The sequence below is a fragment of the Streptomyces sp. NPDC058525 genome (genome assembly GCF_042719495.1).
Lineage (GTDB): Bacteria > Actinomycetota > Actinomycetes > Streptomycetales > Streptomycetaceae > Streptomyces.
In genome coordinates this window covers 1-26,184 of record NZ_JBHXNP010000120.1, presented here as the reverse complement: position 1 = coordinate 26,184, position 26,184 = coordinate 1, and the positions used below count along the sequence as shown (strand labels likewise).

General features: G+C 68.8%; 24 protein-coding genes. 10 read left to right on the top strand and 14 right to left on the bottom strand.

The features are described from left to right. Positions 1-1,087 precede the first annotated feature (1,087 nt). Positions 1,088-1,840 (bottom strand): hypothetical protein, encoded by a 753-nt coding sequence (locus tag ACFWP3_RS36555; protein WP_384229968.1) that lies wholly within the window; start codon positions 1,838-1,840, stop codon positions 1,088-1,090. A gap of 40 nt (positions 1,841-1,880) precedes the next feature. Next, positions 1,881-2,681, bottom strand: coding sequence for an alpha/beta hydrolase (locus tag ACFWP3_RS36550; protein WP_384229966.1), 801 nt, complete (start codon positions 2,679-2,681; stop codon positions 1,881-1,883). A 1,239-nt stretch (positions 2,682-3,920) separates the two neighbouring features. On the opposite strand from ACFWP3_RS36550, the gene ACFWP3_RS36545 reads away from it, so the two are divergent. Further along, a complete protein-coding gene (locus ACFWP3_RS36545) occupies positions 3,921-5,111 on the top strand; it encodes a Rieske 2Fe-2S domain-containing protein (RefSeq protein WP_384229964.1) in 1,191 nt (396 codons plus the stop codon). Between the two features lie 273 nt (positions 5,112-5,384). On the opposite strand, the gene ACFWP3_RS36540 is transcribed toward ACFWP3_RS36545, so the two are convergent. Continuing rightward, positions 5,385-6,464, bottom strand: coding sequence for an AI-2E family transporter (locus ACFWP3_RS36540; RefSeq protein ID WP_384229962.1), 1,080 nt, complete (start codon positions 6,462-6,464; stop codon positions 5,385-5,387). Positions 6,465-6,784: 320 nt separating this feature from the next. Between ACFWP3_RS36540 and ACFWP3_RS36535 the strand changes: the two genes are divergently transcribed. The 4 genes from ACFWP3_RS36535 to ACFWP3_RS36520 all read left to right on the top strand — a co-directional run bounded on the left by ACFWP3_RS36535 (position 6,785) and on the right by ACFWP3_RS36520 (position 10,514). Continuing rightward, positions 6,785-7,810 (top strand): PP2C family protein-serine/threonine phosphatase, encoded by a 1,026-nt coding sequence (locus ACFWP3_RS36535; protein ID WP_384229974.1) that lies wholly within the window; start codon positions 6,785-6,787, stop codon positions 7,808-7,810. 225 nt (positions 7,811-8,035) lie between these two features. Further along, positions 8,036-8,467, top strand: coding sequence for an SPW repeat protein (locus ACFWP3_RS36530; protein WP_384229960.1), 432 nt, complete (start codon positions 8,036-8,038; stop codon positions 8,465-8,467). A gap of 437 nt (positions 8,468-8,904) precedes the next feature. Then, the gene (locus ACFWP3_RS36525; RefSeq protein WP_384229958.1) at positions 8,905-9,972 is read left to right on the top strand and encodes a glucose 1-dehydrogenase; all 1,068 of its coding nucleotides are present in this window, start codon (positions 8,905-8,907) and stop codon (positions 9,970-9,972) included. 47 nt (positions 9,973-10,019) lie between these two features. Beyond that, positions 10,020-10,514, top strand: a complete 495-nt coding sequence (locus ACFWP3_RS36520; RefSeq protein WP_384229972.1) for a gluconokinase — start codon at positions 10,020-10,022, stop codon at positions 10,512-10,514. Between the two features lie 32 nt (positions 10,515-10,546). Here the strand turns inward: ACFWP3_RS36520 and ACFWP3_RS36515 are convergent, their stop codons facing one another. The 3 genes from ACFWP3_RS36515 to ACFWP3_RS36505 all read right to left on the bottom strand — a co-directional run bounded on the left by ACFWP3_RS36515 (position 10,547) and on the right by ACFWP3_RS36505 (position 13,412). Beyond that, the gene (locus ACFWP3_RS36515) at positions 10,547-12,358 is read right to left on the bottom strand and encodes a glycoside hydrolase family 15 protein (protein WP_384229956.1); all 1,812 of its coding nucleotides are present in this window, start codon (positions 12,356-12,358) and stop codon (positions 10,547-10,549) included. 159 nt (positions 12,359-12,517) lie between these two features. Further along, entirely contained in the window at positions 12,518-13,045 is a 528-nt protein-coding gene (locus tag ACFWP3_RS36510) for a copper chaperone PCu(A)C (protein ID WP_384229954.1), read from the bottom strand. A 190-nt stretch (positions 13,046-13,235) separates the two neighbouring features. Further along, complete coding sequence (locus tag ACFWP3_RS36505) at positions 13,236-13,412, bottom strand: hypothetical protein (RefSeq protein ID WP_384229952.1); 177 nt, start codon at positions 13,410-13,412, stop codon at positions 13,236-13,238. A 1,010-nt stretch (positions 13,413-14,422) separates the two neighbouring features. Here ACFWP3_RS36505 and ACFWP3_RS36500 point away from each other — a divergent pair. Beyond that, positions 14,423-14,959 (top strand): DUF488 family protein, encoded by a 537-nt coding sequence (locus tag ACFWP3_RS36500; protein ID WP_384229950.1) that lies wholly within the window; start codon positions 14,423-14,425, stop codon positions 14,957-14,959. 290 nt (positions 14,960-15,249) lie between these two features. Then, on the top strand, positions 15,250-15,603 hold the full coding sequence (locus tag ACFWP3_RS36495; RefSeq protein ID WP_384229948.1) for a PRC-barrel domain-containing protein: 354 nt from the start codon (positions 15,250-15,252) through the stop codon (positions 15,601-15,603). 195 nt (positions 15,604-15,798) lie between these two features. Here ACFWP3_RS36495 and ACFWP3_RS36490 read toward each other — a convergent pair whose 3' ends face one another. Both ACFWP3_RS36490 and ACFWP3_RS36485 read right to left on the bottom strand, forming a co-directional pair. Beyond that, the gene (locus ACFWP3_RS36490; protein ID WP_384229946.1) at positions 15,799-16,425 is read right to left on the bottom strand and encodes a flavodoxin family protein; all 627 of its coding nucleotides are present in this window, start codon (positions 16,423-16,425) and stop codon (positions 15,799-15,801) included. A 413-nt stretch (positions 16,426-16,838) separates the two neighbouring features. Then, positions 16,839-17,648, bottom strand: coding sequence for a VOC family protein (locus ACFWP3_RS36485; protein WP_384229943.1), 810 nt, complete (start codon positions 17,646-17,648; stop codon positions 16,839-16,841). Between the two features lie 492 nt (positions 17,649-18,140). Between ACFWP3_RS36485 and ACFWP3_RS36480 the strand changes: the two genes are divergently transcribed. After that, on the top strand, positions 18,141-19,772 hold the full coding sequence (locus ACFWP3_RS36480) for a cytochrome bc complex cytochrome b subunit (RefSeq protein WP_384229941.1): 1,632 nt from the start codon (positions 18,141-18,143) through the stop codon (positions 19,770-19,772). 31 nt (positions 19,773-19,803) lie between these two features. Here ACFWP3_RS36480 and ACFWP3_RS36475 read toward each other — a convergent pair whose 3' ends face one another. Beyond that, the gene (locus tag ACFWP3_RS36475; protein ID WP_384229939.1) at positions 19,804-20,193 is read right to left on the bottom strand and encodes a cytochrome c oxidase subunit 4; all 390 of its coding nucleotides are present in this window, start codon (positions 20,191-20,193) and stop codon (positions 19,804-19,806) included. Further along, positions 20,190-21,851 (bottom strand): cytochrome c oxidase subunit I, encoded by a 1,662-nt coding sequence (gene ctaD, locus ACFWP3_RS36470; protein WP_384229936.1) that lies wholly within the window; start codon positions 21,849-21,851, stop codon positions 20,190-20,192. Before ctaD ends, ACFWP3_RS36475 begins: the two co-directional genes overlap by 4 nt. Before the next feature lie 282 nt (positions 21,852-22,133). Between ctaD and ACFWP3_RS36465 the strand changes: the two genes are divergently transcribed. Together ACFWP3_RS36465 and ACFWP3_RS36460 are read left to right on the top strand one after the other, a co-directional pair. Next, the gene (locus ACFWP3_RS36465; protein WP_384229934.1) at positions 22,134-23,099 is read left to right on the top strand and encodes a KUP/HAK/KT family potassium transporter; all 966 of its coding nucleotides are present in this window, start codon (positions 22,134-22,136) and stop codon (positions 23,097-23,099) included. A 10-nt stretch (positions 23,100-23,109) separates the two neighbouring features. Continuing rightward, a complete protein-coding gene (locus tag ACFWP3_RS36460; RefSeq protein WP_384229932.1) occupies positions 23,110-23,589 on the top strand; it encodes a hypothetical protein in 480 nt (159 codons plus the stop codon). A gap of 424 nt (positions 23,590-24,013) precedes the next feature. Here the strand turns inward: ACFWP3_RS36460 and ACFWP3_RS36455 are convergent, their stop codons facing one another. The 4 genes from ACFWP3_RS36455 to ACFWP3_RS36440 all read right to left on the bottom strand — a co-directional run bounded on the left by ACFWP3_RS36455 (position 24,014) and on the right by ACFWP3_RS36440 (position 25,448). After that, positions 24,014-24,286 carry a hypothetical protein gene (locus ACFWP3_RS36455; protein WP_384229930.1) on the bottom strand — a complete coding sequence of 91 codons (273 nt, stop codon included), beginning with the start codon at positions 24,284-24,286 and terminating at the stop codon, positions 24,014-24,016. A 6-nt stretch (positions 24,287-24,292) separates the two neighbouring features. Continuing rightward, complete coding sequence (locus ACFWP3_RS36450; RefSeq protein ID WP_384229970.1) at positions 24,293-24,913, bottom strand: SDR family oxidoreductase; 621 nt, start codon at positions 24,911-24,913, stop codon at positions 24,293-24,295. Then, a complete protein-coding gene (locus ACFWP3_RS36445) occupies positions 24,849-25,097 on the bottom strand; it encodes a hypothetical protein (RefSeq protein WP_384229927.1) in 249 nt (82 codons plus the stop codon). Before ACFWP3_RS36445 ends, ACFWP3_RS36450 begins: the two co-directional genes overlap by 65 nt. Before the next feature lie 63 nt (positions 25,098-25,160). After that, the gene (locus ACFWP3_RS36440; protein ID WP_384229925.1) at positions 25,161-25,448 is read right to left on the bottom strand and encodes a hypothetical protein; all 288 of its coding nucleotides are present in this window, start codon (positions 25,446-25,448) and stop codon (positions 25,161-25,163) included. Positions 25,449-26,184: the final 736 nt, after the last annotated feature.

Here is a 26,184-nt window from a genome sequence, read left to right as displayed (position 1 = left end):
TGGCGGCCGCCAGGAAGGGCGAGCTGGTTCCTCGCCCTCCGAAGAAGATCGAGTAGGAGATCCGTTTCGCCACAGCCGACGCGCAGAAGGGATGGGCGCGACCTCGTCGCGACGATCCGCAACCCCATGACGGAGACCTGGGACTTCCTCACGCGGACGCCACTGTCCACGACGCCGACGAACCATCGGCTCAAGGGTGAGCTCGGCGTCATCGAGCGTGGCGGCGCGACCGATGAGCGGTGGCAGCACAAACCGACTGCGAAGGGCACCGCGCACATCTGGTTCTACGTCCACGAGCGGCACGGTCTTCCTGGAGCAGGTGCACACGAGCCACCCGAACGAGACGAAGTAGGCGGGCTTCGCAGCGTCGCACCGCACATGGTCGGTGAGCGCGCATCCGATGGGGATGATCGCCGTGTGGCTGCCGCGACCGGGGACTTTGACCCATTCGAGGGCGGCGCGGCCTTGGGAAACGGCGACTCGATCTCCCTGATCACTCCGCGGAGGGGAAGTCTCTGCGTGAAGCAGCTTCGTCAGCTTGGAGGGCTCGCGCCGTTACTGACTTCACCCCAACGAGCTGAAGTCAGTAGGGAGCGGCCAGAGCCTGGACACCAACTAGTCGGCCGTCCACCACTGGGTCCAGGGCGCCGAACCGTTCGGGGCGACACCGGGGTACCTGGCGGAGGCACTATCCCGGCGCCTGGGCCGGCGGATCACCCGTGAAGATCTCGGACTTGGTTCCCCGGCCGGGGGTGAAGCTGACAGCATCCGGCTGACGCTGGACTTCGATCCCATCGAGACGCTCACCGCCATCGGGAGGCCGATGTGAACCGCCGCCGATTCCTGGCCGCCTCCGCCTACTCCATGGCCGCAGCGACCCTCCCGCTCCAGGCCGTCCAGGAAGCTGCCGCCCGCACCCGCACGGTCAGCGGCGGCGGAGTCGCCGGCCACGCCGACGTCGCCGCCGTGCGCGACATGGTGAAACTCTTCATGGGCATGGGCATGGGCATGGGCATGGGCATGGGCATGGGCATGGACGAGCGCCACGGCGGACAGCACGGCCGGGCCGCCTTCGTGCGGTACCTCATCACCGACGTTGCCCAGCTGTGCCGGGGCCGGTTCGCCAGCGACGACGTCCGCGCCGAGGCGCTCTCGGTCGCCTCGGCAGTGGCGCACCTGTACGGTTGGAAGGCGTCACGCTTGGCAGGCGTACGACAGCGGCGAGCAGGGCCTCGCCCAGCGCTACTACCTTCAGTCGCTTGCGCTCGCCCGGATGTCCGGGGTGCCCGGGCAGGACGGCTTCGTGATGCGGACCATGTCGCAGCAGGGCATGAAGCTGTACCGGCCCGACACTACCTGCGCTGGTGGCGGCTTCCAGATCGGTGACCTGGAAAGGGACGTGCCACCGGGGGCGGTGATGGGGATCGGGGGCCTCGTCCACCGCGCCGCCGCTGATCCGTGCGACCGTGTCCCTGCCGTGGCGCAGGACGACGTGGTCGTGTTCGTACGCCGCCACGCAGGTTCCCGGTGCTTCGCCGGCCCAGTCCAGCGCCTCCCCGCAGAAGAGGGCGGCCGCGAAGGCGTCGCGTGTGCGCAGCTCGAGCCAGGCCGGAGCGGGGCCGTGGCCCACCCGCCAGTCCTCGAGGACTTCGCCCTGCCAGAGCCCGAAGACCGCTCCGGCGGGGTCGGCCGCCAGCACGGCCCGCCCGGCAGCGAAGGCCAGTGGGCCGACGGCCACGGTCCCACCGCGCTCGCGGATGCGGGCGGCGGCAAGGTCGGCGTCGGCGGCGGCGAAGTACGGCGTCCAGGCGGCGGGCAGGGACCGATCGTCGGCGAACATTCCGAAGCCGGCAACCGGAGTGCCGCCGCGGCCGGGGTAGTCAGTTCAGTGTCTTGGTGAGCCAGTCCAGGGTGGTCTGGGCCACGGTGGGCCATCCGCTATCGATGATCAGGGAGTGCCCGCGGTCGTCGAACCGGTGGTAGTCGGTGACGGCGTTGGAGTGCCGGTACTGCTTGTGGGCGGAGCGGGTCAGCACGTCGGGGATGGTGTGGTCGAGCTTGCCGGAGATCAGCAGGAGCGGGCCGCGTTCCTCGTTGCCGGTGTCGACCTTGGCAGGCGAGTGCCGGGTGACGTTGGCGAAGGCCAGCTCGAACAGGGGGCGGGCGGGGCTGGGCATGGCCCATTGCTCGTAGAGAGCGTTGGACTCCTCGGGTGAGACGGCGTTGGCGAAGCCGTGCCGGAACTGCTCGGCGGTCAGGGACACCGCGCGGTGCTTGTTGCCCGGATTGCTCAGGACGGGGAAGACGGAGCGTGCCTGGGTGGGGCTGAGGGCCTTGACGCCCTTGATCTGTCCCGGGGAGATCGCCACGGCTGCTCTGCCGAGCCCTCCGCCGAGCAGACGCTGCACGGTGAACCCGCCCATGGAATGCCCGACGAGGACCGGCGGCTCGGGCAGCGCCCGGACCACGTCCGCATAGGCGGCGCAAATGGCATCCAAACCGACATCGGCCTGGCTGTCGGGGTTCGCGCGGGCCTCGGCGACCGTGTCCGGCACGCCGGGCCACTCCGGCATGACGGGTTCGTATCCCTCTTCGGCGAAGCGTTCGGCCCACGGCTCCCAGCTCGTCGAGTGCAGCCACAGGCCATGGACGAACACCACTGGTATACGTGAGCCATTCACGGCACACCTCCCCTTCCTCCCATTCATCCTGCGGCCCACGCTTGCCTCTCGCGAGCCGAGAGGCACCGTGTCCGACCCGGTGCTTCGGGCAGCGGCAGCCTCACTGCTGTGCACGTTCGGAGAGCCGGGGATCACGGCGCTGCGCAGCGGCACCGTCTTGACCCGCGCCCGCTTCGCCCAACCTCGCGCCGGCCACCATCGCGCAGGTCAGCCCGCCCGGCTCGGGTGAGGCGCTGCCGAACATCCTCGTCAACCAGCGCTACCGCTTCGAAGACTTACGGCAGCTGGCATCGACCATGTTCCACGAGACACTGCACCAGGACCCCAACGTTGGGCCGAAAGAAGAACCGATCGCCGCTTCTCTGACACGCTCGTGCAGGCACACGTCCCTGCGCTCGCGACCTCTGGAACCGAGCTCACCGCCTGGAACCGAGCTCACCCGCCGCCTCACCACCAAACTCATGGTCCGCATCAACAGCGGCCCCCGGCCCGCGGCTCGGACTGTTCACCACCAACGGCCCCAACATCTACCCCGGCGGCACTCCGCCGCCGAACGCGAACTTCGACGAACACCACCATCGCCTTCATCGACACCAGCCAAGGGCTCGGCTCCCGGCAGGTGCTGCGAACAGCCCGGACTCAGCGACTCGCCATCCCCGACTGAGGAGATACCCGCGATAGGTGTCTCGGAGATGAGGCCTACCAGCCACGTCTCCCAGGCGAGTGCCCCGTCTCATTCGATCTTGTCGCCAGACAGCGGTCTGACCTGCGGATATGCAAAGTCGAGCGAGACGCTGAATCCCGCCCGATCAGGCCGCATTGGCGGTAGAGCTTCACGAGTGCCCGAACTGTGTCGCGCCCGCTGGCAGCGCCTGCCGCACCCGCGGCGGGAAGACCGCCGCGAGGTACCACCCCCCGCGCTTCGTCCGCGTTCCCGCGCTCCGCGAGGAACTGGAGATCCCCGTCCCCGCCGACCGACTTCCCGGCCGCCCGTGAAGGGGGGACCGGCGCTCGCAGTCGTACCCGCGCCGCGCACCGAGCGGCCGACCCGGATCGGGTACGCGCACACCTCGACCGCGCGGCGGGAACTGGCGAGCCAGATCGAAGCCCTCCAGCGGGCCCAGTGCCACAAGGTCTTCCAGGTCCCCCTCGGCACCCGTCCGGGCGTGCCCGGCAGGGCGTCGGCGGCGGGCGGCAGCCAGGATGGACCAAGCTGCTGCCCGTGCACGAGGGAGAGGTATGAGCGAGAGCGACTCTGACCAGGCCGCGCGCCGGCCCCCGGAGCACCACGATCCGCTGTCCGGAACGGCTGACTTGCGGCGGACCGGGGCGAACCCGGATTTCTGGTATCCGGTCGCACTGTCCCGGAGTGTGCGCAGCGGGCGGGTGGCCGCGACCGCCTTCGGCGGGGAGCGGGTCGCGCTCTATCGCGGGGCGAGCGGCGCGGTCCATGCGCTGGAGGACCGGTGCGCCCACCGGCAGGTGCCGCTGAGCATGGGGGCCGTGGAGGGCGAGACACTGCGCTGCTGCTATCACGGCTGGGCCTACCGTGGCGACGGCCGCATCTCGCAGATCCCCTACCTGTCCAAGGGCGATGCCCGGCCGCCACGCGGCGTGCGCGCCTACCCGGTCCGTGAGGCGTACGGTCTGGTGTTCGTCTTCCCGGGCGACCCGGTGAAAGCGGCGGACACTCCGCTGCCCGAGGTACCTGCCTTCGCCTCGCCGCAGTACAAGACCATGACCTTCTCCCGGACCGTGCGCTGCCACTACTCGTTCATGCACGAGAACCTGCTCGACATGAACCACCAGTTCCTCCACCGGGGCGTCGTCGGCAGGCTTCAGCCGCAGCTGCTGGGATACGAAACCGGCCTGCGTTCGGTGGAGGCCCGGTATCTGTTCACCCACACCGGGGGCAAGCGCAGCCGCAGTGCCGGCCTGCTCGCAGCCGAGGGCATCGGCGGCCAGACATCCAGCGACGTCATGACCATCCGCACCGAATACCCCTACCAGACGCTGGACCTGGTCCCGGAGAACGCCGAGCGCCCTTCCTTGTGTCTCTGGGCCTCGTACGTGCCCGAAGACGCGGAGCAGCGCACGTGTCACGCCTACGGCCTGCTCATGATCGAAAGGCCCCGGTTCGCCGGCGCACTTCATCTCGCCTGGCCGCTCATCAGGCGTTTCACCGAGCGTGTGTTCGCGCAGGACCGCATGGCCGTCGAAGCCGAACAGCGAGCATGGGACGAACAGGGCGAGGACCGCAACCATGAGGTCTTCCCTCTGATCCTGGATGTCCGTGAGGTGCTGCGTGCCAACGGCGTCCCTCTCCACCCCCGGGTTGTCGCCGGCCCCAGCACGCCGGCGTGCGACCGGCCGGCATGCGACGGCTTGGCGCCGGAACCCGGGTCGCTCTCCGCTCAGCCGGGAAACTGAGGCCGCCCCGGACTCTCCGGCGGTACCGCCCGGAGGGTGAGCGCGCCGCAACCACGGCGGCCGGCAGCCGGCTGCGAGCTGTCCGGTGGACGGGCGGGGCCAGGCCGTGCCGACCGCCGAGCTCCTGGCATACCTGCCCCGACCGCCGCTCTCACTCCCCTGCATCGAGGTGACCACGAGCCCGCTCGTCCACCGACTACGGCGTACGGCCAGCCAGCTTTGCAGGGGCGCGCCGGGAGGCGGTGAGTTGCATCGCCGTACTTGAGAGCGGCTCTATGCGTCCACGGATGGCTCGGCGGAGGGTCCCGCAGCGGGCGGCTCCGGGGAGGTTGCGTAGTGCGTGCGCAGCTCGTGGACGATTCCGAAGGCGGCGGCGGTGACCGGCACGGCAAGGAGCACGCCGACGATCCCGGCCACGGACGCGCCCGCGGTGAGCGCCACCAGGACCACTGCGGGATGGATCCGCACGGTGCGGCTTTGGACCATCGGCTGGAGGATGTTCCCGTCCAGCAACTGGACCAGGAGCACCACGCCGAGGACCCACAGGGCGATGACGCCTCCGCGGTCGGCGAGTGCGACCAGCACGGATACGGCCCCGGAGATGAAGGCGCCCAGGTAGGGGACGTAGGCGCCGATGAAGACGATCGCGCCGAGACCGAGTGCGCCGGGCACGCGGAGGATCAGCAGGCCGACGGTGATACAGACCGCGTCGATGAGTGCTACCACGGTGGTGCCCCGCATGAATCCTTCTACGCCCCCGAAGGCCCGGCGGGCCATTGCCTCGGTGGTGTCGGCGCTGTCGCGTGGGACGAGCGAGCGCAGGGTGCGGCCGGCGCGGTCGGAGTCGCGCAGGAAGAAGAAGACCAGCAGCATGGCCAGTACTGCCATGCCGAGGACCTGGAGGGCCACGCTGACTCCGGTGACCACGCCCGAGGCTGCCGTTCCGCCGACCCTGCCCAGCACGTTCAGCGCCTCGTCGGTGAGATCCTCCAGTGAGGTGCCGGACGCACCGAACTGACCGGCCAGCTGCCGCACCGCCCTGCGCAGCGAGGCGACGATCTGATTCCAGGTGTCGACCAGCGTGACCGTGGCGGCGTACACGGCGCCGCCGACCACGGCGAGTACGGCGGCGCAGGTCAGCGCAGCGGCAACTGACCGGTTGACCTTCGCCCTTACGAGCGATCGGTGCAGGGGCAGGAGCAGAGCGGTGCCGAGCAGGGCAAGCAGTACGGGAACGACGGCAGGCCGCAGCGCTACGCACACCTGGATCCCGATGTAGACGACCCCGCTGACCAGGAGGATTACGGCGCACGAGACGACAAGCCGGCGAACGGGCTCCGGGAGTGGCTGCACGCGCCCACCGTACGTGCCGGCCTTGCCGTACTGCGCGAACGGCGGCTCGATGTCGCCTGCACCTTGGTCGGCCCTTCCGGCACGCACCGGACGGCGTGGTTTCGATTCGGTAACGGGGTATGGGTGCGGCATTCGGCCAGTGCAAGTCCTGAATAGGTTAGACGCGGCGGGGCGACAGGTACGGAGTGGGATTCTCATGCCGCCAAGTGCCAGGCTTGGACGCGACAGCCATTGCCACCCGTTCACTACCGCTGGAGTCCGCCTTGGTCGAGCAGCCGCCGGCACGTCACAGGCTGCTGTCCCTGCTTCCGTATTCCGTGATGACGATCGTCGTGGTCGTGGACGTCGTCGTCGGGACGAGTGTGGGATTGCTGCCGCTGGTGTCGTTGGGACCTGCCTTCGCCGGGCTCGTCGGCGGCTGGCGGCGTACAGCCCTGATCGGGGCCGTTTCCCTGCTCCTGTGCATCGGGCTCGGCCTGTACAACGGGATCTTCGAGGAACGACGCGGATACACGGCCATGGCATCCGTCGTCGGCGTCACCGCAGCGGGCGTGGCGGCCGCAGTCATGCGCCAGCGCCGGGAAGCCGAACTCGCCAGCGTACGCTCCGTCGCGGAAGTCGCGCAGCGCGTACTGCTCAGGCCCGTCCCGCCCGAAGCGGGCCACCTCCAGCTCGCGGTGTCGTACACCTCGGCAGCCGCAGAAGCCCGTATCGGCGGCGACCTGTACGAGGTCATCACCTCCCACGGCGGGGTGCGGGTAATCGTGGGGGATGTGCAGGGCAAAGGGCTTGAAGCGGTCGAGACCGCGGCGATCGCCCTCGGCGCCTTCCGGGAGGCGGCACGAGACGAACCAGACCTGGCGGGCGTCAGCACACGCCTGGAACGGGCCCTGAGCCAGGAGCTGCAAGGGGAGAAGTTCGTCACGGCCATCCTCGCGGAGTTCAAGGACGGGCACGCCGTCACGCTCCTCAACCACGGCCATCCCCCGCCCATGCTCGTGCACGCAGACGGTGCGGTGACGTTCACCGACCCGCCCAGCTACGCCCTGCCGCTCGGGCTCGGCCTCGATGGCGCCGCCGGTCCTGAGCCTTTCAGGGTCGAATTCGCCCCGGGCGACCAGCTGTTCCTGTACACCGACGGTGTCACCGAGGCCCGGGACCGGTCCGATCGTTTCTATCCGCTCGGCGAGCGGGCACATCTGCTGGACGCACCGGACCCGGAGACGGCGCTGGCGAGCCTTCGCGACGATCTCGCGCGGTACTCGCAAGGATCTGCGCATGACGATGCGGCAATGCTCCTTGTCCGCCACATCCAGTCCCCGACAGCTGTGCCCCGCGGGGAATGAGGAACGACTGCTGGGCAGTGTGCTCACGGCATGGATGACGTCGATCCGGTGACACGCACGGAGACTGCTTTCCGGCTGATTGCAAGATGCCGCGCCCGCCTGGTGGGCGGAACATAGCAAAGAGGGCATCCAATCAGCTGTGTCAGCCGCCGAGAACCGCGAACGACGGCGACGTGGCGGAGCAGTGCCCGCAGAGGGTCTCGCCGATCCCTGTCAGGAGGCCCGATGACGCGACACAGTCGTCGTTCTGCCGTCTACCAGACGGACAATAGTCCACCGGAAAGTCGCCGTGGTGGTCCCGCGCTTTACTCGCTCGTCAGCTTTCTGATGCTGCTGGTGGGGATCTGGCTGTTGGTCGGGGCTTGGGTGATCGGATACCCGTTCAACGAACCCGCGGTCGATGCGCACCTGAACGAGATGATCGTCGGTGTGGTGGTCTTCCTGGTGGCGCTGGCCCGCCTGTTGCGCCGGCGCGGCCCGGTGTCCGATCTGATCATCGCTGTGGCCGGCGCGTGGCTCATCGTCGCTCCCTTCGTGATCGGCTACGGCGGCACTTCCAAAGCGGACGCCGCCCGGATCAACGAAGTGGCGACCGGGATCGTGCTGATCCTGCTGGCCGCAGTCTCGCTCCTTGCGGGACGCACGCGACGAGCCTGAACCTCCGAGGAGGGCGTGGACCATCTCAAAAGAGAGGGCCAGCGTCTGGTATCGAACCGGAGATACCCGACGCCGCCACCATGGCCTGGAACAACGTCGCAGTTACCGCTCGAGAGGTCCCCGGCGGCATCATCGGCTCGGACCTGCAGCTCGGTCAGCGTCACCGGCAGATGGACCGAGAGCCCTGCAGCGGCCGTCGGCCCGTGGGAGGAGCCTGCCCATCGGCTTGCTCGTGTCGCTCTTCAAGCGAGGGTCGGTCTGGCGCTGTGACGTGATATCGCGCGCGGCGGCCATGCCGAGCTGCGGCACGAGGGAACCGGCGGCACCCATGGGGGCCCCGCGCAGCTCCCTCTGGGGGCGTTCGCCGCGGAGCGGTCGGCCCAGAACGGGATCCCGCCCGGGTGATCCTGTTGTCCCTCTGACCGAAAGGGAAGTGGATGTACGCATTGACGGTCCGTCCGCATGCCAGGGATTCGCTGGAAGTCCGCGAGCTTCCCGAGCCGGTCCCCGGGGAGGGACAGCTCTTGGTGGACGGTCTCGCGGTGGGGGTCTGTGGCACGGACAGGGAGATCGCCGGGGGCTCTTACGGTTGGGCGCCGCCAGGCCGTGACCGGTTGGTGCTGGGGCACGAGTCGCTCGGGCGGGTACGTCAGGCACCGTCCGGCAGCGGGTTCGAGGCTGGTGATCTGGTCGTCGGTGTGGTCCGCCGGCCCGATCCGGTGCCCTGCGGTGCATGCGCGCGCGGTGAGTTCGACATGTGCCGCAACGGCCGGTACACCGAGCGGGGAATCAAAGAGCTCGATGGTTACGGCGCTCAGGTGTGGTGTGTGGAGCCGGAGTACGCGGTCGGGCTCGATGCGCGGCTGGAGGGGGTGGGGGTGTTGCTGGAGCCGGCGTCGGTGGTGGTCAAGGCGTGGGAGCAGGTGGATCGGATCGGTGGCAGGTCGTGGTTCGAGCCGGAGCGGGTGCTGGTGACGGGGGCCGGCCCGATCGGAACTTTGGCCGCCATGCTCGGTGTGCAGCGCGGTCTGGAGGTGCATGTGCTGGACCGTGTCACCGAGGGTCCGAAGCCGTCGCTGATCGAGGCTCTCGGCGCCACGTATCACGCGCAGGACCTGGAGGTGGTGATGCGATCGGTTGTCCCGGACGTCGTCATCGAGGCCACCGGGGCGACGGAGGTGGTGTTCGCGGTGATGTCCGGCAACGCGCGGTACGGCATCGTCTGCCTGACCGGCGTGTCGCCGGCGGGCCGGAGGCTGGATGTGGAGGCCGGCAGCATCAACCGGGAGATCGTGCTGGAGAACGACGTCGTGGTGGGATCGGTCAACGCCAACCTGCGGCACTACCGGCTGGCGGCGCAGGCTTTGGAGAGGGCAGACCTCGCGTGGCTGGAGAGCCTCATCACGCGCAGAGTGCCGCTGGACCGCGCCGGCGAGGCGTTCACGGTCCGGGACGACGACATGAAGGTGGTTCTCACGCTCGACTTGTGGGGTGACCCGACGTGAGCGGCGGGTCTTCGCCGCAAAGCCGGCGGCCGGTGCTGGTCGTCGTGATGGGTGTCTCCGGCTCGGGAAAGACGACCACCGGTCGCAGACTCGCCGAGCGTCTGGGGGTGCCGTATGCCGAGGGCGACGACTTCCATCCGCCGCGGAACGTGGCGAAGATGCGGGCCGGCCGCCCCCTGGACGACGCGGACCGCGGCCCGTGGCTCGAGGCGATCGCCGCATGGCTTGCCCAGCACACCGGCCAAGGCGGGGTGGTCACCTGTTCGGCCCTCAAGCGCCGCTACCGTGACCGGCTGGCAGCCGCGTCACCCGGCGTCTTCTTCCTCCACGTGGATGGCTCGGCGGAGCTCATCGCGGGCCGGCTCGCGGCCCGTCGGGACCACTTCATGCCGGTGAGCCTGCTCCAGTCCCAGATCGCCGACCTGGAACCACTGGCTGCCGACGAGCCCGGTGCCGTGATTCCCATCGACGGCAGCCCCGAGCAGACGGCCGCTCTGGCCTTGGCCGCCGTCAGGGAGCGGCCGGCCGTTGCGGACAGGTGAACCCCAGGCCAGCCCATGTCGGAGGCGCCGTGTTACCTGTGCCCGCGAGCGGATCGGCGCTGCGCCGGGCCGTGCCGGCTGGTCAGATTGAAGGCTGTGTTGATCAGCGGGATGTGGGACAGGGCCTGTGGGAAGTTGCCGGTGAGCCGCATGGTGTTCGGATCGTATTCCTCGGACAGCAGTCCGACGTCGTTGCGCAGGTCCAGAAGGCGCTCGAAGAGGGCGCGGCCCCGCTCCACGTCTCCCTGGAGGATGTAGGCGTCGGCGAGCCAGAACGTTGTCGGCAGGAACGCGCCTTCCCCGGGGGGAAGTCCGTCGATGCGCTGTGTCGTGTCGGTCATCGTGTACCGCTGGACGAAGCCGTCCCGCAGCAGTTCCTGTTCCACCGCGCGGACTGTGCCGACTACCCGGTCGTCGTCGGCGGGCAGGAAGCCGACGCTCGGGATCGTCAGCAAGGACGCGTCGAGGGTGTCCGAGCCGTAGTACTGGGTGAACGTGTTGCGCCGGGCGTCGTAGCCGTCCCGGCAGACCTCGTCGAAGATCTCCCGGCGAAGCCGCTTCCACCGGTCGGATGGCCCGTGGAGGCCGAACTCGTCCACCGACTTCACCGCCCGGTCGGCACCCACCCAGGCCATCACCTTGGAGTGCGTGAAGTGCCGCCTGGGCCCCCGCATCTCCCAGATCCCGTTGTCGGGATCGCGCCAGTTCCCCTCGAGGAAGTCCATGAGTTCGCGCTGCAGCCGCCAGGCGTCCGGGCTCGGCGCGATGTCCTCGGAGCGCGCCTGGTACAGGGCGTCCATGAGTTCTCCGTAGACGTCCAACTGGAACTGCTTCGCAGCCTCGTTGCCCGTGCGCACCGGCCGTGATCCCTCGTAGCCGGGCAGCCACCCGAGTTCCAGCTCCGGCAGGCGGCGCGTGCCGTCGATGCCGTACATGATCTGCATCTGCTCGGGCTGCCCGGCCACCGCGCGCAGCAGCCATTCCCGCCAGGCGCTCGCTTCGTCCACGTAGCCCGCGTCCATCAACGCCAGCAGGGCGAACGTCGCGTCCCGGATCCAGCACAGGCGGTAGTCCCAGTTCCGCACACCGCCCAGCTCCTCCGGCAGGGAGGTGGTGGGGGCGGCGACGATGCCGCCGGTGGGGGCGTAGGTGAGGGCCTTGAGCGTGATCAGGGAACGTACTACGGCGTCCCGGTACTCGCCGTCGTACCGGCACTGCCCGACCCAGTCCTGCCACCACTGCTCCGTCTCACGGACGGTGTCGCGGCCAAGCTGCGGCTGTTCGGCGGCCCACTCGCCCGCGGCCCAGGCGAGGTGGAACTCCACCGCCTCACCCGCAGCGACGGCGAAATCCGAGACCGCGTGGCCCTTGTCGCGCAGTTCGAAATCGACACCGGAATCGAGAGTGAGACGGTCAGGTCCCGCCACCACTTCCAGACGCCTGCCGTCCGGCCGCAGCCAGGGGACGATGCTGCCGTAGTCGAAACGCGGCATGAAGGAACCATGGATTCGTACACGACCCCGTACGCCCTCCACACGGCGTACGACATCGGGCCGGTGGTCCCGAACCGGCATCCAGTCGATGACACGGACCTCACCGTCCGCGCCGGAGAAGGTTGTCTCCAGGACCAGACTGTCTCCGCGATACCGCCGCGTGACCGACCACCCCTCACCGCGGGGCGACAGCGACCAGTGACCGTGTTCGGGGCCCCCGAGCAGTGCGGCGAAGCACGCTCCCGAGTCGAACCGCGGCAGACACAGCCAGTCCAGGGAACCGGTTCGGCTCACCAGCCCCGCGGCACAGGTGTCCCCGATCAGGGCGTAGTCCTCCAGCGGTACGGACACGCGAATGCCTCCTCCTACGGGCCGGGCAGCGGGCGCCTGGCTGACGTGCTCCCGACGGTCGAAGGTTCGGTGGCCTCTCGGCAGGCACGCGGGCGGACGCGATTGCTTCCGCCTCGTCGGGGCTGGCGGGCCAGGGCGGTGTGTTGCCGTGTCTTCGAGCTACGGGTTGGGAGATGGGCTCTGGTCGTAGGCGGGGATCTGTGACTGGACGTTGAAGGTGATCGACCCCGCCTTCTCGAACCGCATGGTGAACTTCATGAAGTCGCCGCCTCTGATCACCTCGCGCACATCCCGTAGCACCAGATGGGACTTGCCCGGCTCCAGCTCGACGAGCTTGTTCTCCGGCAGTTCCACGCCGTCGGGCAGCGGCTTGCCGTCGGCGTCGACGATGTCGACCGAGGCCGCGTTCGGCGAGTCGGCGCCCACGAGCCTGTCGGCCTCGCTGCCCTTGTTGTAGAGCCACACGTACGCGGGGACGTCGTCCCCAGGCTGCCACGGCCCGCCCTGCGGTTCGGCAACGTGCGCGTAGCGGATCATGATGTCACCGATCCGCGCGTTTTGACCCGGTGCATTCCACTCGGCCAGGGAGAAGCCGTCGTCATTGCCACATCCGCCCGCGGTCACGGCCAGGGCGAGAGCGGCGGCTGCCAGGCCCCTGCTGCCCCGCAATACCAAATGGCGTGCCATGGTCGTTCCTCTCACTCGCTCCCCAACCCCAATCTCGACCCCCTCCACCCATGCGGCAACCAGTGACAGGACATCAGGGTGACGTCGCCCCTGTGACGGAGGACCGCTGCCGGCCGTGGGAGCGCCGGTACAGAGGTCTTGTCCCTACGGCACGTACGGCCATGGGACAGGCAGGGACAAGGCCGGCCGTTCAGCGCCGTGGGCGGCGCTGCCGGATCCGGCGGGATGCCGCTTCGTGCAGCACCTTGCCCACATGTGCTCCGCCGTAGACGACGAACCCGACACCGACGAGCCAGGACTGGATGATCAGCACGGTTCCCACGGCGCCGTACGTGACCGCTTGGGCCTCGATCAAGGGGGAGAACACGAGTGAGGAGAAGGCTCGCAGGCCCAGTAGGCCGAGCGTGGTGACGGCCGCACCGGACAGCAGAGCCTTCCCTCTGAACCCTGCGGCCGAGGAGAAGCTTCTGAGAGGCCCATAGAGCCAAGAGGGTGAACAAGACGACCCCCGCTGCCCCCAGGGGCGTCGAGGTGAATTCCTGCCGGTGCAGTGGCGTGTTGGTGTAGACAAGCAGGATGCCGACCAGGAGGCCGAGCCAGAGGACCTGGCGAACCAGAAGAAGGCACCATGGTGTGTTCCTGCGTAGCCCGGCCGTTGGGTGGCTCGACGCCCGTTCCCCGGCTCCGAGCAGAATCCGAAGCTCTCCCCGCCTGCCGACTCATTGCCCGGGAGATCATTCCGGCGAAAGACGCCACCCCATGATCCTGCCGCGTAGCGCATGCGCCAGTACTCGGCCGCGCAGCCTGGAGATCAGAATCCGCCTGCATGAGGTGGATGGCTGCGGGTAGAAGTGTGACGTGCCACAGTCCACCGCATCGGGGCAGGGAAACTGAGGTACGCCTGCTGTGGCACACCAAGCCTGCGCATGGAAGCACCGGGCACGCGGGCAGGCTTCCCCAGAATGATGCTGGGAGGTAGCCGCGAAGATGCCAGCGGCCATCACGGCACTGTCCGTGGCACGGGTCCGTGGCCGGATTCCTGAGGCAAATGTCAGGGCTGATCGTGCACGACTCCGGACTCTCCCCCGACGAGCGGGCACTGCTCGCCGTCATCGAGCAGCACCTGTCTCGGGATGTGCTGCTGGATCGCGGGCCGCGCACCATAAGCCGCAGCGGCCGACCCTGGTCCGGCGGTGGAATCCGGCGCACCGCCCTGCTCCTGTATGCCCTGACGGCGGCCGCCGTGACCACTTCGCCAGATAGTCGAGCGCCCACACACATCGGCCTCGAAGAGCCCCGGCCTCCGGGTGGTGTCATGGCGCCACGACAGGTATTCAAGGGCTGGTACCGAGGCGAAATCCGGAGGTGAGGCAGCAGATGGCGATCCGTGTCTGTACCGTCGGGCATTCGACCCGCGACTTCGATGAGGTGGTGGAGATGTTGCGGCACAACGATGTCTCCTGCCTGGTCGACGTTCGCTCGTTTCCGTCGTCGAGGAAGTTCCCGCAGTGGAACCAGTCGGCGATAATCGACGCGGTGCCGGCCGACATCGAATACCGATGGATCCCGAAACTGGGCGGTCGGCGGCATACCCCGCAAGGGGTACCCAGCGTTAACGGGGCATGGCGGGTCAAAGCCTTCCGTGACTACGCCGACTACATGGCCGGCGACGAGTTCGCGCAAGGGCTGGAAGAGCTGCTTGGCCTGGCCGAGCAGGAGCGGCCGGCGATCATGTGCAGCGAGGCCGTTCCGTGGCGCTGCCATCGCCGGCTGATCACCGATGCGTTGATCGTCGCGGGCGTGGAAGTGGCGCACATCATGTCGCCCACAGCAACCCACCTGGCGGTCCTGAACGAGAACGCGCAGGTACACCACGGGCACGTGACCTACCCGCCGGTCGGGGAGGATTCCTGAGAGACCGTCGTGCCCCGGAATCTGGTGAGAGCGAATCCGGGATCCAGGGTGTCAACGGCCGTCCGGCGGCCAATTTTTGATCTTGCTCCGCGAAAGTGTCATTCGCGAGAATGCCGCCGGGGGGCGTGCAGGCGCACCATCGCCCTGTCGGCGTCTTGTCCAGCTGTGGATCGCCTGATGGCCGGGGCGTCGAACGGCGGGCAGAGGAGTGGCTCTCCCGCGGTTCGGTTTCGGGTTCGCGGCAATCTGGCAGATTGCCCGTACTCGTAGGCCAACCGGAAGGAATCGCTGTGAGCGAGTTCGACATCTGGGGATACAACCCGGACTCGGGATACCAGCAGGGCATCGACATCGTCGGCTACAAGGTGGAGGCCACCGACGGCAGCATCGGAAAGATCAGCAAGCACTCCGAGGATGTCGGCGCCTCCTACCTTGTCGTCGACACCGGGGTGTGGATCTTCGGCAAGCACGTCCTGCTGCCCGCCGGGACCATCAGGATGATCGACACGATGCAGGAGACGATCTACGTCGACCGGACGAAGGACCAGATCAAGGACGCCCCGGAGTTCGACGAGATGAAGCACACCGGCAATCCCAGCTACCTGGACCAGTTCGGCCGGTACTACGGCCAGCCGCACATGTAGCAGTGTGAGCCCGCGCCGCCGCACCCGCAGCCGAAACTCCGGCGGTCGGCGCCTTGCTGGTCAGTCTGCAAGCAGGGGCCTTGGGGACTGGCCGGCACGCGGGGCAACAGCCTTGCCTGTGGGTTTCAGGCGGGGGAGGCGTGCTCGCCTGGGGCATGGGATCTGCGGCGTGCTGCTCGTTGGGCCTGCGGGGGGTCAGGATGATAGCGGGTACGCGGCGGATTTCAGACAGCGGGCGAGGTGGGCGGTGTTGGCCGCAAGGGTCTTCGTGGTGCCGGCGGTCTTCTCCGGGGTCTCGCCGAGGTCCTGGTAGTCGGTGCCCTGCATGGCTTCGCCGACCCAGTAGGTGACGGCGTTCGGTGCGAGGGAGAACCCGACGTCGTTGAGGCCCTGGAACAGGTCGGCGCTGACCTTGTGGGCCCCGTCCTCGTTGCCGACCACACAAACCGCGGCGACCTTGCCGTAGGTGAGCATGCGGCCCTCGTCGTCGGTTTCGGAGAGCTCCGCGTCCAGGCGCTCCAGCACCCGCTGGGCGATGCTGGAGGGATGCCCGAGCCAGATCGGCGTCGACAGGACCAGGATGTCCGCGCCGAGGATCTCGGCCCGGATCTGCGGCCAGGCGTCACCGCCGCCCATGTCCGTCTTCACGCCGGGCTTCACCTCGTGGTCGGCTACCCGGACGGTGTTGCCCGTGACGCCGTGCTCGGCGAGGGCGGCCATGGTCTGTTCGGCCAGCAGCTGGGAGCTCGACCGTGTGGGGGAGGGCGAGAGCGTGCAGGCCAGCGCGACGGCGCGCAGCGGGGGCGTTTCCGTGATGTTCATGGCCTCCGGCTACCCGGGGATCGGGTCTGTGTCCCGCGAATCAGCGATTTTAGACCGGACGGGGACCGCGTCCTCGGCATGTGGACCCTCCGCGAAGACGCCTCAGGAACACTCCCGTCAATTCCGGCAGGCCCGCAGGCGGACCTGGCCCGGGCATCAACGGCGACAGCCACCAGGACCGTCCCGGATTCGGAAGCCAGCGGCGCGTACGGCGCTCTGTTGGCCACTGGGCCTGGGCGCAGGGTGGCCTGCCCGAGGAAGTCCGCCCGCCGCTGCGAAGTTGGATCAGTGGCCGGGAGCGTTCTTGAGCCGCTGCTTGATCATGGTCGAGCGGCCCTCGATGTTCGCTGCTGGGCCTCCTTTCGTCGGGCACGACAAGCTGCCGCCGTCAGCGTGTCCCGACTCAGTGGCTGTCAGGGGCGGGCAGGGCTGACGACGGTGAAGAGGGCCCCTTCGGGGTCACACAGGGTGGCGTGCTCTCTCGCTGTGCGACCAGGTTCGAGGAGCCGGCCCCCGTGGCGGACGGCGGCGCGGGCGGTAGCGGCGACGTCGGCGACGGCGAAGTACACGTGCCACTTCGGACGGATCATGGGGTCCTGCGCCGTTGCGATGGCGCCGGAACTAATTCGGGCGACGACGTGCCCGTCATGGCGAACCACGACCTCCTCCCGCTCGTACGCTACCTGGCAGGCCCCGGGCTCCTCGCCCGCCCACTCCAGGACCTGGCCGTAGAAGATCGCGGCGTCCAGCGCGTCACGGGTGTGTAGCCGCAGCCAGACAGGTGACCTCTTGCGCCAGGCCGGCCACTCGGCAATGAGCTCTCCCTCCCAGATGCCGAAGGCGGCGCCGTCCCGGTCCGCGGCCAGTGCTCCGCGGCCTACCGGGAAGGCGAGAGGGCCGACCGCGACGGTCGCGCCCCGCTCCAGGATCCGTGCCGAGGCCGCGTCCGCGTTGCCGACGGCGAAATGGGCCGTCCAGGCCGGCTCCATGCGGAGATCCGCAGCCATCACTCCGATGCCGGCGACCGGGCCACTGGCCGATACCGCGGTAATGAAACCGTCTCCCAGTCTGGCCCGGCGATAACGCCACCCGAGGACCTGCCCGTAAAAGGCCTGCGCGGCCGGCAGGTCGCGGACCATGAGGCTGATCCAGCACGGCGCACCGACGATGTCGCCGCTGGACGTCGTGCCCGCTGTGGGAGCCACTGCCTTCTCCTCGTCCATCGTCCCCAGTATCGCGCCGTCATGCTCCCGCAGCGGGCCGACGCTCGGCCGGTCGGAGGGGAGCCACGGCTTCAGCGCTGCTCCCGGCTATCGCGAGATCCGCAGGCGCCCGCCACATCCGCTGGGCAAGCTGTGCGGTGCAGCCGCGGTCGGCAGCCGAACTGCTGATCACTGCGGGCCCGCCTGGCCGGGAGACGGTCTCCTGCCCATCGCCGGGCGTCTGGCGGCGTCGGTTGAACCGATTTCGCCCGACGCAGAGAACGCCGGCCGGCGCCGGGGGACGTCCCGTCCTGTCCGTGTGTCCTACCTACCCGCTGGTGCGGCCCGGGCCTGTTCGGGTCTGTGTGGTGCGCGCCTGCCTGCCTGCTTGCCGGGGGTGCGCCATGCTCGATGACGACTACGGCCCCGAGGCGTCCGTCTGCGTCCGCCTCGCCGGGACGCCGTTCGTGATGGAGAGGAGGCGGTGTGCTGCTGAAGAGGCGAAGGGCACGGATGGCGCGAGGGCTCAGCCGCACCGCGCGGCAGGGTGTTCTCGCCGCCGACGCCCGCCTTCCGCTGCTGGATCAGGTCCGATCGGGGTTACGCAAGGCCTTCCCGGACCACTGGTCATTCCTGCTGGGTGAAATCGCCCTGTACAGCCTGCTGGTGCTCCTGCTCACCGGCACCTGGCTGGCACTCTTCTTCGACCCGTCGCTCGAACACGTCACCTACACCGGTCCCTACGCCCCGCTGCGGGGGGTGTCCGTGTCGCAGGCCTACGCCTCGACGCTGCGGATCACCTTCGAGGTACGGGGCGGTCTGCTGATCCGCCAGATCCACCACTGGGCAGCCCTCCTGTTCGTCTTCGCCATCGCCACCCATCTGCTGCGCGTCTACTTCACCGGCGCCTTCCGCCGGCCCCGGGAGTTGAACTGGGCGGTCGGGGTGACGATGTTCCTCCTCGCGCTCGTCGAGGGCTTCGCCGGCTACTCGCTGCCGGACGACCTGCTCTCCGGCACCGGGCTGCGCACCGCCCAGGGAATCATGCTGTCCGTCCCGGTGGCCGGTACGTACCTGTCGTTCTTCGTCTTCGGCGGCGAGTACCCCGGCGTGGACATCGTCTCGCGCCTGTATCCGGTCCACATCCTGCTGGTGCCCGGCCTCCTGGTGGGGCTGCTGTCCCTGCACCTGCTGCTGGTGGTGCACCTCAAGCACACCCAGTGGGCCACCCCCGGCCGCACCGGCCGCAACGCGGTGGGCCAGCCCTTCTTCCCCCTGTACGCGGCGAAGTCAGCGGGCCTGTTCTTCATGGTGGGCGGAGTGCTGGCGGCACTGGGCGCAGTGGCGCAGATCAACCCCGTCTGGGCCTACGGTCCCTATCGGGCGGACGTCGTCTCGACCGGCGCCCAACCCGACTGGTACGTGGGGTTCCTGGAGGGCGCGCTGCGTCTGTTGCCGGGTGTCGAGACCCGCCTGTGGGGCCACACGGTGCCGTGGAATCCGCTCCTCGCCGGGATCGTGCTGCCGGGGCTGCTCTTCCTCGGTCTGTACGCCTACCCGTTCTTCGAGCGCTGGATCAGCGGCGAGCGGGGGGAACGGCATCTGTGCGACCGGCCGCGGAACCGGCCCGCCCGGACGGCGCTGGGTGTGGCCGTGCTCAGCGGGTATGGGGTGCTGCTGCTGGCAGGGGCCCAGGACTGGATCGCGTTCATCACCGAGGTGCCTCTCGCGGGGGTCACCTGGACGCTGCGCTGCGCCTTCCTGGTGCTCCCGCCGGCCGCGTTCTGGCTCACCCGCCGCCTCTGCCTGGCCCTTCAGGCCCGCGACAGCCACCTGCTGCTGCACGGGGCCGAAACCGGAGAGGTACGGCAGTCCGTCGAAGGCGGCTTCCACCCAGCCCGCGTACCCCTGCCCCCGGCGGAGCGGTACGTGCGGACGGTTTACGAGGTTCCCGTGCCGCTCCCCGAACCGGCGGATGCCACGGGGCGCGGCGTGGCTCGGCGGACGGCCCGGCTGCGCGGCGCTCTGAGCCGCTGGTACTACGGCGACACGATGCGGCCGCCGGTCACACCCGCCGCGCGCCACACCGTGGAGGCCGTACTCGCCGGCCCGGACAACCCCGTCCCGCCCTCCGGCTCACCGTGACAGGATGCGCGCAGCGCTCCGTCGACTACTGTCAGCGGGTGCGTTCCTGGCCGTAAAAGACGAACCCGAACACGCCGGGTACCAGCACTCCGAAGCCGATCAGGGTGATCCACAGCCCCTGCACCAGCCCGAGACCCACCAGCGCCGTCCCCGTAGCTGCGATGACCGGCGCGTAGCTGCGTGCGGGGAAGAAGAACCGCCGGCCGCCGGCGGTGGAGACTTCGACTTCTTCCTCGTCTTCCGGCCGCGGGCCGCCCCGGAGGGACTGCCGCCACAGGTAGCCGGCGACGAGCGAGGACATCAGCAGCGACACCAGCAGGGCGGCGATGCCCGCCGGATCGGAAGCGAAGACCGCGTACACCCCGCCCGTCAACGCGAAGAACACGGCGACGCCGGTGAAGAGCCATGCTTCCGCTCTCATCGGCCGGGCACCTCCGGGTGATTCAGGTCGAAGGCCGGGGAGTCGGAGCGGATCCTGGGCAACGCGTGGAAGTTGTGCCGCGGCGGTGGGCAGCTCGTCGCCCACTCCAGGGACCGCCCCCATCCCCAGGGGTCGTCCACCTCTACCCTGCGACCCTGCCGGGATGTGCACCACACGTTGTACAGGAAGGGCAGCGTGGACAGGCCGAGGAGGAAGGAGCCGATGCTGGAGACGGTGTTGAGCAGGGTGAAGCCGTCCTGGGCGAGGTAGTCGGCGTACCGGCGCGGCATCCCCTGCTCGCCGAGCCAGTGCTGGACGAGGAAGGTGAGCTGGAAACCGGTGAACAAGGTCCAGAAGTGGATCTTTCCCAGGCGCTCGTCGAGCAGTCTCCCGGTGAACTTCGGCCACCAGAAGTAGAAGCCTGCGAACGTGGCGAAAACGATTGTGCCGAAGAGCACGTAGTGCAGGTGGGCCACGACGAAGTAGCTGTCGGTGAGGTGGAAGTCCATCGGCGGAGAGGCGACCAGGACGCCGGTGAGCCCGCCGAGCAGGAAGGTGACGAGGAACCCGATCGACCACAGCATGGGTGTCTCGAAGGACAGCGACCCGTTCCACATCGTCCCGATCCAGTTGAAGAACTTCACCCCGGTGGGCACCGCGATCAGGAAGGACAGCAGCGAGAAGAACGGAAGCAGCACGGCGCCGGTGGCGAACATGTGGTGCGCCCACACGGTGGCGGAAAGCCCGGTGATGGCCATGGTCGCCCCCACCAGAGCGACGTATCCGAAGATCGGCTTGCGGCTGAAGACGGGCAGGATCTCGCTGACGATCCCGAAGAACGGCAACGCGACGATGTACACCTCGGGATGGCCGAAGAACCAGAACAGGTGCTGCCACAAGAGCGCCCCGCCGTTGGCGGCATCGAAGGCATGCGCGCCGAGCTTGCGATCCGCCTCCAGCGCGAGCAGCGCGGCGGTCAGGACCGGGAAGGCGAGCAGCGCCAGGATGGAGGTGAACAGTACGTTCCAGGTGAAGATCGGCATCCTAAAGAGCGTCATGCCCGGCGCGCGCAGGCAGACGATCGTGGTGATGAAGTTGACGGAACCCAGGATCGTGCTCAGCCCCGACACCACCAGTCCCATCACCCACAGGTCCGCGCCGATGCCGGGCGAGAAGACGGCACTGTTGAGCGGTGCGTAGGCGAACCATCCGAAGGCCGCGGAGCCGTTGGCCGTCAGGAATCCGCTCACCACCATCAGCCCCCCGAAGAGGTACACCCAGTAGGTGAAGGCATTCAGGCGGGGGAAGGCGACGTCGGGCGCACCGATCTGCAGCGGCATCACCGCGTTGGCGAACCCCGTGAACGTCGGGGTCGCGAACAGCAGCATCATGATGGTGCCGTGCACCGTGAACAGCTGGTTGTACTGCTCCGAGGAGACGATCTGCATCCCCGGCCTGGCCAACTCGGCGCGCATCACCAGAGCCAGCACGCCGGCGAACAGGAAGAAGCAGAACGCGGTGACCAGGTACATGTACCCGATCACCTTGTGATCGGTCGTCGACAACAGACGCAGCACCGTGCTGCCCGAAGCCACGCGCCGCCGGGTCACATCACCGGGACGGACCGCCGTGCCCAGCTGTTCGCCGGCCGGCACCATGCAGCCTCCCGCGGAGAATTCGGACAAGGGCCCTCGCGCCAGCCAAGCACCTCCCTCAGGCATCCTGAACCCTGACACCGGCGCGCCACGTCACGATGGACACCAATGGCGCACCCGGCAGCGCGGGGCGTGGGCGCTTGCCGCTCGCGAGTCGCCATGGTGCCACCGGCCCGTGACGTCAGACACCGGTGAATCGGTACCGGCACCGGGACCGGCATCGGCCGAAGTGACGCGCCGCGTCCGACGAGCAATCGGGCATGCGTCGACCTGAGTTCCTTGCCGGTGAACGCCCACTGGGCCGGTGTTCGCCGGAGCCTGCCACATGGCCGGCGTCCGCCACTCGCGGAGTCCGACAGCGCAACGTGTCGCCGCCGGGCCGGCGGCGGTGGGCGGCTCGTCGGGTGGGCTGATGACTTCGACACGTCGGACGCAGCGCCGCTCGGCGGCGACGAGGTCGCGTTCGCGTACGGTGACGGCGAGGACAAGGGTGGGCGCGAGCCTGTCTCGGCGCCAGGCCGCCCGCCCCGCCACGGGCAGATCACTCCGCGGGGACACCGACAGAGCTGCGGCTCACCGGGCAGAGTTCCACACTCTCCGTGTGATGCCGCGGTTCTTCAGCGTCCCGGTCCGCTGCGGACCCTGGTCCAAGCGCACAGGACACGGTGTGTCCTTGCGCTGGTGGTCGGTGCTCTCGGCGTGGTGTTCGGAGACATCGGGACCAGTCCGATTTACGCCCTGCAGACCGTGTTCAATCCGACCGATCCGCATCCTGTCCCGGTCACCACGGAGAACGTGTACGGGGTGGTCTCGCTCGACTTCTGGTCTGTGGTGATCATTGTCATGGCGGCGAGACAACCGCCGCGACGGAGGCCGGGGCGAGGGAGAGGTGACCGTCTACTCGGGCGGCGCGGTTGCCGCGTCTCCCGGTTGGCAGGCGGATTCCCGGATGTCGGTGATGGTGAACAGGGCGCGCGAGCCCGAGGCGGTGAGGAGGAGATCTCGGCCGGGCTGTGCTGCTCCAGGTGTGCATCGCGCGGACGTGACAGACCTCTGCCGGTCTCGGGTAGGCCCCGCACGGACCCGGCAGGGCGTCCCCTCCACCTCTGCGCTGCCCCTCGAGGCCGCGCACACCTGAAGACTCCACACAATGTCTGCTTTCTCCCGTACCTCCCCTCGGCGGCGCGCCGTCGCCGCGGCCTCCGTCACCGCCGCTCTTGTGCCGGCGCTTGCAGCCTGCGGCTCCTCTGAGGATTCATGCATGCCGGGCATGGACCAGGGCGACATGGCCAAGGATGACGGCCTGGCCGACGCCAAGCACGGCTACCGCCTCGTGTCCGACATCAAGGAGCTTCCTGCGGGCAAGCCCGCCGGCCACGCGTTCACGATCACCGGCCCGGACGGCAATCCGGCCACCGGCCTCGGCCTCGACCAGACCAAGCGGATGCACTTCTACGCGATGCGCTCCGACCTGATCGGCTTCCAGCACCTGCACCCCACCGGCAAACCCGTCACCGACCTCCAGCCCTACCTGGACACCTACGCCCACCTGACCGCCTTCCACGAAGGCGACCAGGCCGTCGCCCACCTCCACCCGGAGAACAAGGTCACCACAGCCGGTGGCGGCCTTGACCTCTCCATCCACGCCCAGCTCGACAAGCCCGGCAACTGTCGCCTGTTCCTCCAGTTCCAGACCGACGGCAAGCTCCACACCGCAGCCCTGACTCTCCGCGCCAGCTGAGCCACCTTGCCTGCGCCGCCAGGCCGTCCTTGGCGGTGCAGCAGATCACGAGCGCGCCCCCGCACCGGCGAAGCAGCATTCCGGCGGGCGGGAGGAGGCCCGCGGGCACGGTGCGATGGACCGGGCAGAACGCAGATGACCACTCAGGAATGTGTGACCGGTGTCCGTGATTGGTGCTGCGATTGATCAAGACCCTCGACGTGGACCTCCAGCAGATGGTCGCCCAATAGGCCGGCGCCGCCCCATGCCCGGCGGCGCCGACCTCGTCGGCCAGCGTGGGCCGCTACGTGGTTCAGGGGGCCGGGTTCCGCGCCATCGCGCCGGAACACCGGATTCTCCTCCCGAGTCGTTCGCGATGGTGACCGAGGCCGGCCCCACCGTCCAGTACGCGCTAATGTGACGGACCGTCGTCCGGCACGTGGGATCAGTCGCCCGCTGTCGATCGCGGTACACCTCGTGCCAGGAGCTTCCGCTGTGTGCGGCGCCCTTGGGCGACGACCAGGGGCACGGCTGCCAGGCCGAGCTTCGGTACGAGGTCGGCGAGCCTGGCCACGAGGCCGCGATGGCCGGGGACGGCCGTGACCAGGCGGGGTTCGTCGAGTACCTTGCGGACGGCCTCGACGACCTCCTCGGGCTGGAGCAGCTTGCCGGAGAACGACAGGGCGGAGGCGGGGTCGTCGAGTTTGTCGTGCAGCATCGGGGTTCAGATGCCGTCCGGGCAGATGCACGAGATGTCGGTGTCCTGGACGCCGGCCGCCCTGAGGTCCGCCATCGTGCTGAGGCTGAAGCCGATCGCCGCGTGCTTGGACGCGGCGTAGACCGCCTCCCCGGCCACGGCGGTCAGGCCGGCGAGGGACACGATGTTGACCACATGGCCGCCGCTGCCGCGCATCGCGCCGATCGCGATGACGGTGCCGTTCATCGTGCCGAGGGCGTTGACCTCGATCATTAGCCAGCGGGCCGCTTCGTCCTGCTCGCAGGCCGGGCTGGTTATCAGGACACCGGCGTTGTTCACCCACACGTCGAGGCGGCCGGCCCGGGCGACGATCGTGTCGCGGGCCGCTTCGACCTGGGCCTGGTCGCGGACGTCGACCGCCATGGCGGTCGCGCTGCCGCCGAGATCGTCGGCAGCTGCGTTGGCGGAGGCCGGGTCTATGTCGGTGACGAGGACGTGGTGGCCGCGTGCGGCGAGGAGCCGGGCGATCTGCCCGCCGAGGCCCCGGCCGGCCCCTGTGACGACGGCGCCTGCGGGGAATGGGTCATCGCAGTCCTGCCTTGATGTCGACGTAGGCGATTCCGCCGTGGACGTAGGTGGGGACGACAGGCCAGAACCGCTTCCACGGAGCGAGCTCGGTCGAGGGCAGGATCTGGAGCCAGCGAGGGTCTCGCTTGCAGGGGTCGGCCAGGATCTTCTCCTTCACCATGGAGTCGTACTGGTCGAGCGAGTCCTCCAGGGTGTTGGCGTTCGGGCAGATCTCCCTGCCGAACCTCTGGTGGTACTTGCGCACGCCGGGGATCTTTGACAGCTCCGGCTGCCAGTTGTCCAGGGAGATGCCGTTCTCCGAGGAGACCTAGACGCCGTCCGGGGTGTTGATCACCAGCGAGTGGTTGCCGTCGGTGTGGCCGGGCGTCCACAACAGAGCGATGCCGGGGCCGAGTTCGATGTCGCCGTCGAACGTCACGAACTTCGCCGGGTCCACGCCGCCGAGCCCGCCGTCGACGTACCACGCCCACTGCATCGGGTGCAGCGACTGGAGCGTGGCGAGCTCGCGGCTGTGCACGAGCATCCGCGCGTCGCCGAACAGCGGTCGGCGCGGTTCGCTCTCGCCGTCGATCGTCTCGGTGGAGCCGAGGATCATCCTCGGGTCCTGGACGTGAAGATGGTCGAAGGTGCAGAAATCGATGTCGTCGGCGGTCAGACCGAGCTTCGCGAGGACGTCCCCGGGTTCGTTGTAGTACTTGAGGACGACCTTCTCGGCCAGCCGGCTCGCCGGGGACCCGGTTCATGAGCTTTTGCAGGTTCCGGTAGAAGGGAGCTTCCCCGGAGCCGTCGGGAACCGTGGGCTCGAACACCAGGGTGCGAGGAGTGCCGTCCCAGTCGTCGTAACTGGACGACGATCATGCGGTTGATCATGGAGATGAGCGGCAGCGTGGGCACGGACACGGCGTTGTGGAAGGCGTAGTCGACCGGGTAAGGCGCCGCCGCGATGTCCACCGACTTCACGGCACGGACCTGGCCCTGCGCCTTGAAGCGCTCCTTGTACGCCGTGGCGGCCCGACGGACCGCCACGAGCCGCTCACCGCGAGGCCAGACGTCGTGCACGCCGTCGATTTCGAGGATCCGGCGGGCCCCGATCGTGGCCAGGTCCGGACCGGATTGCTTGGGCGTAGCCCATGGGTCCTCCGTAAGTTGTTTGGTGGCCCGGGAGGGCCGGGTGTGGCTTATGGGTTCTTGCCTTCAGTGGCTTCTCAGGAGTGGCCGCCCGGCTCTCCGGGGCGACCTGGCTGCTGATTGAGATGTGCGCGCTGTGTGCGGTCGCTGATTACGGAGATGACAGCGGGGTGTTCCTCGGGCCGACGGCAGTTGGTGCGGAA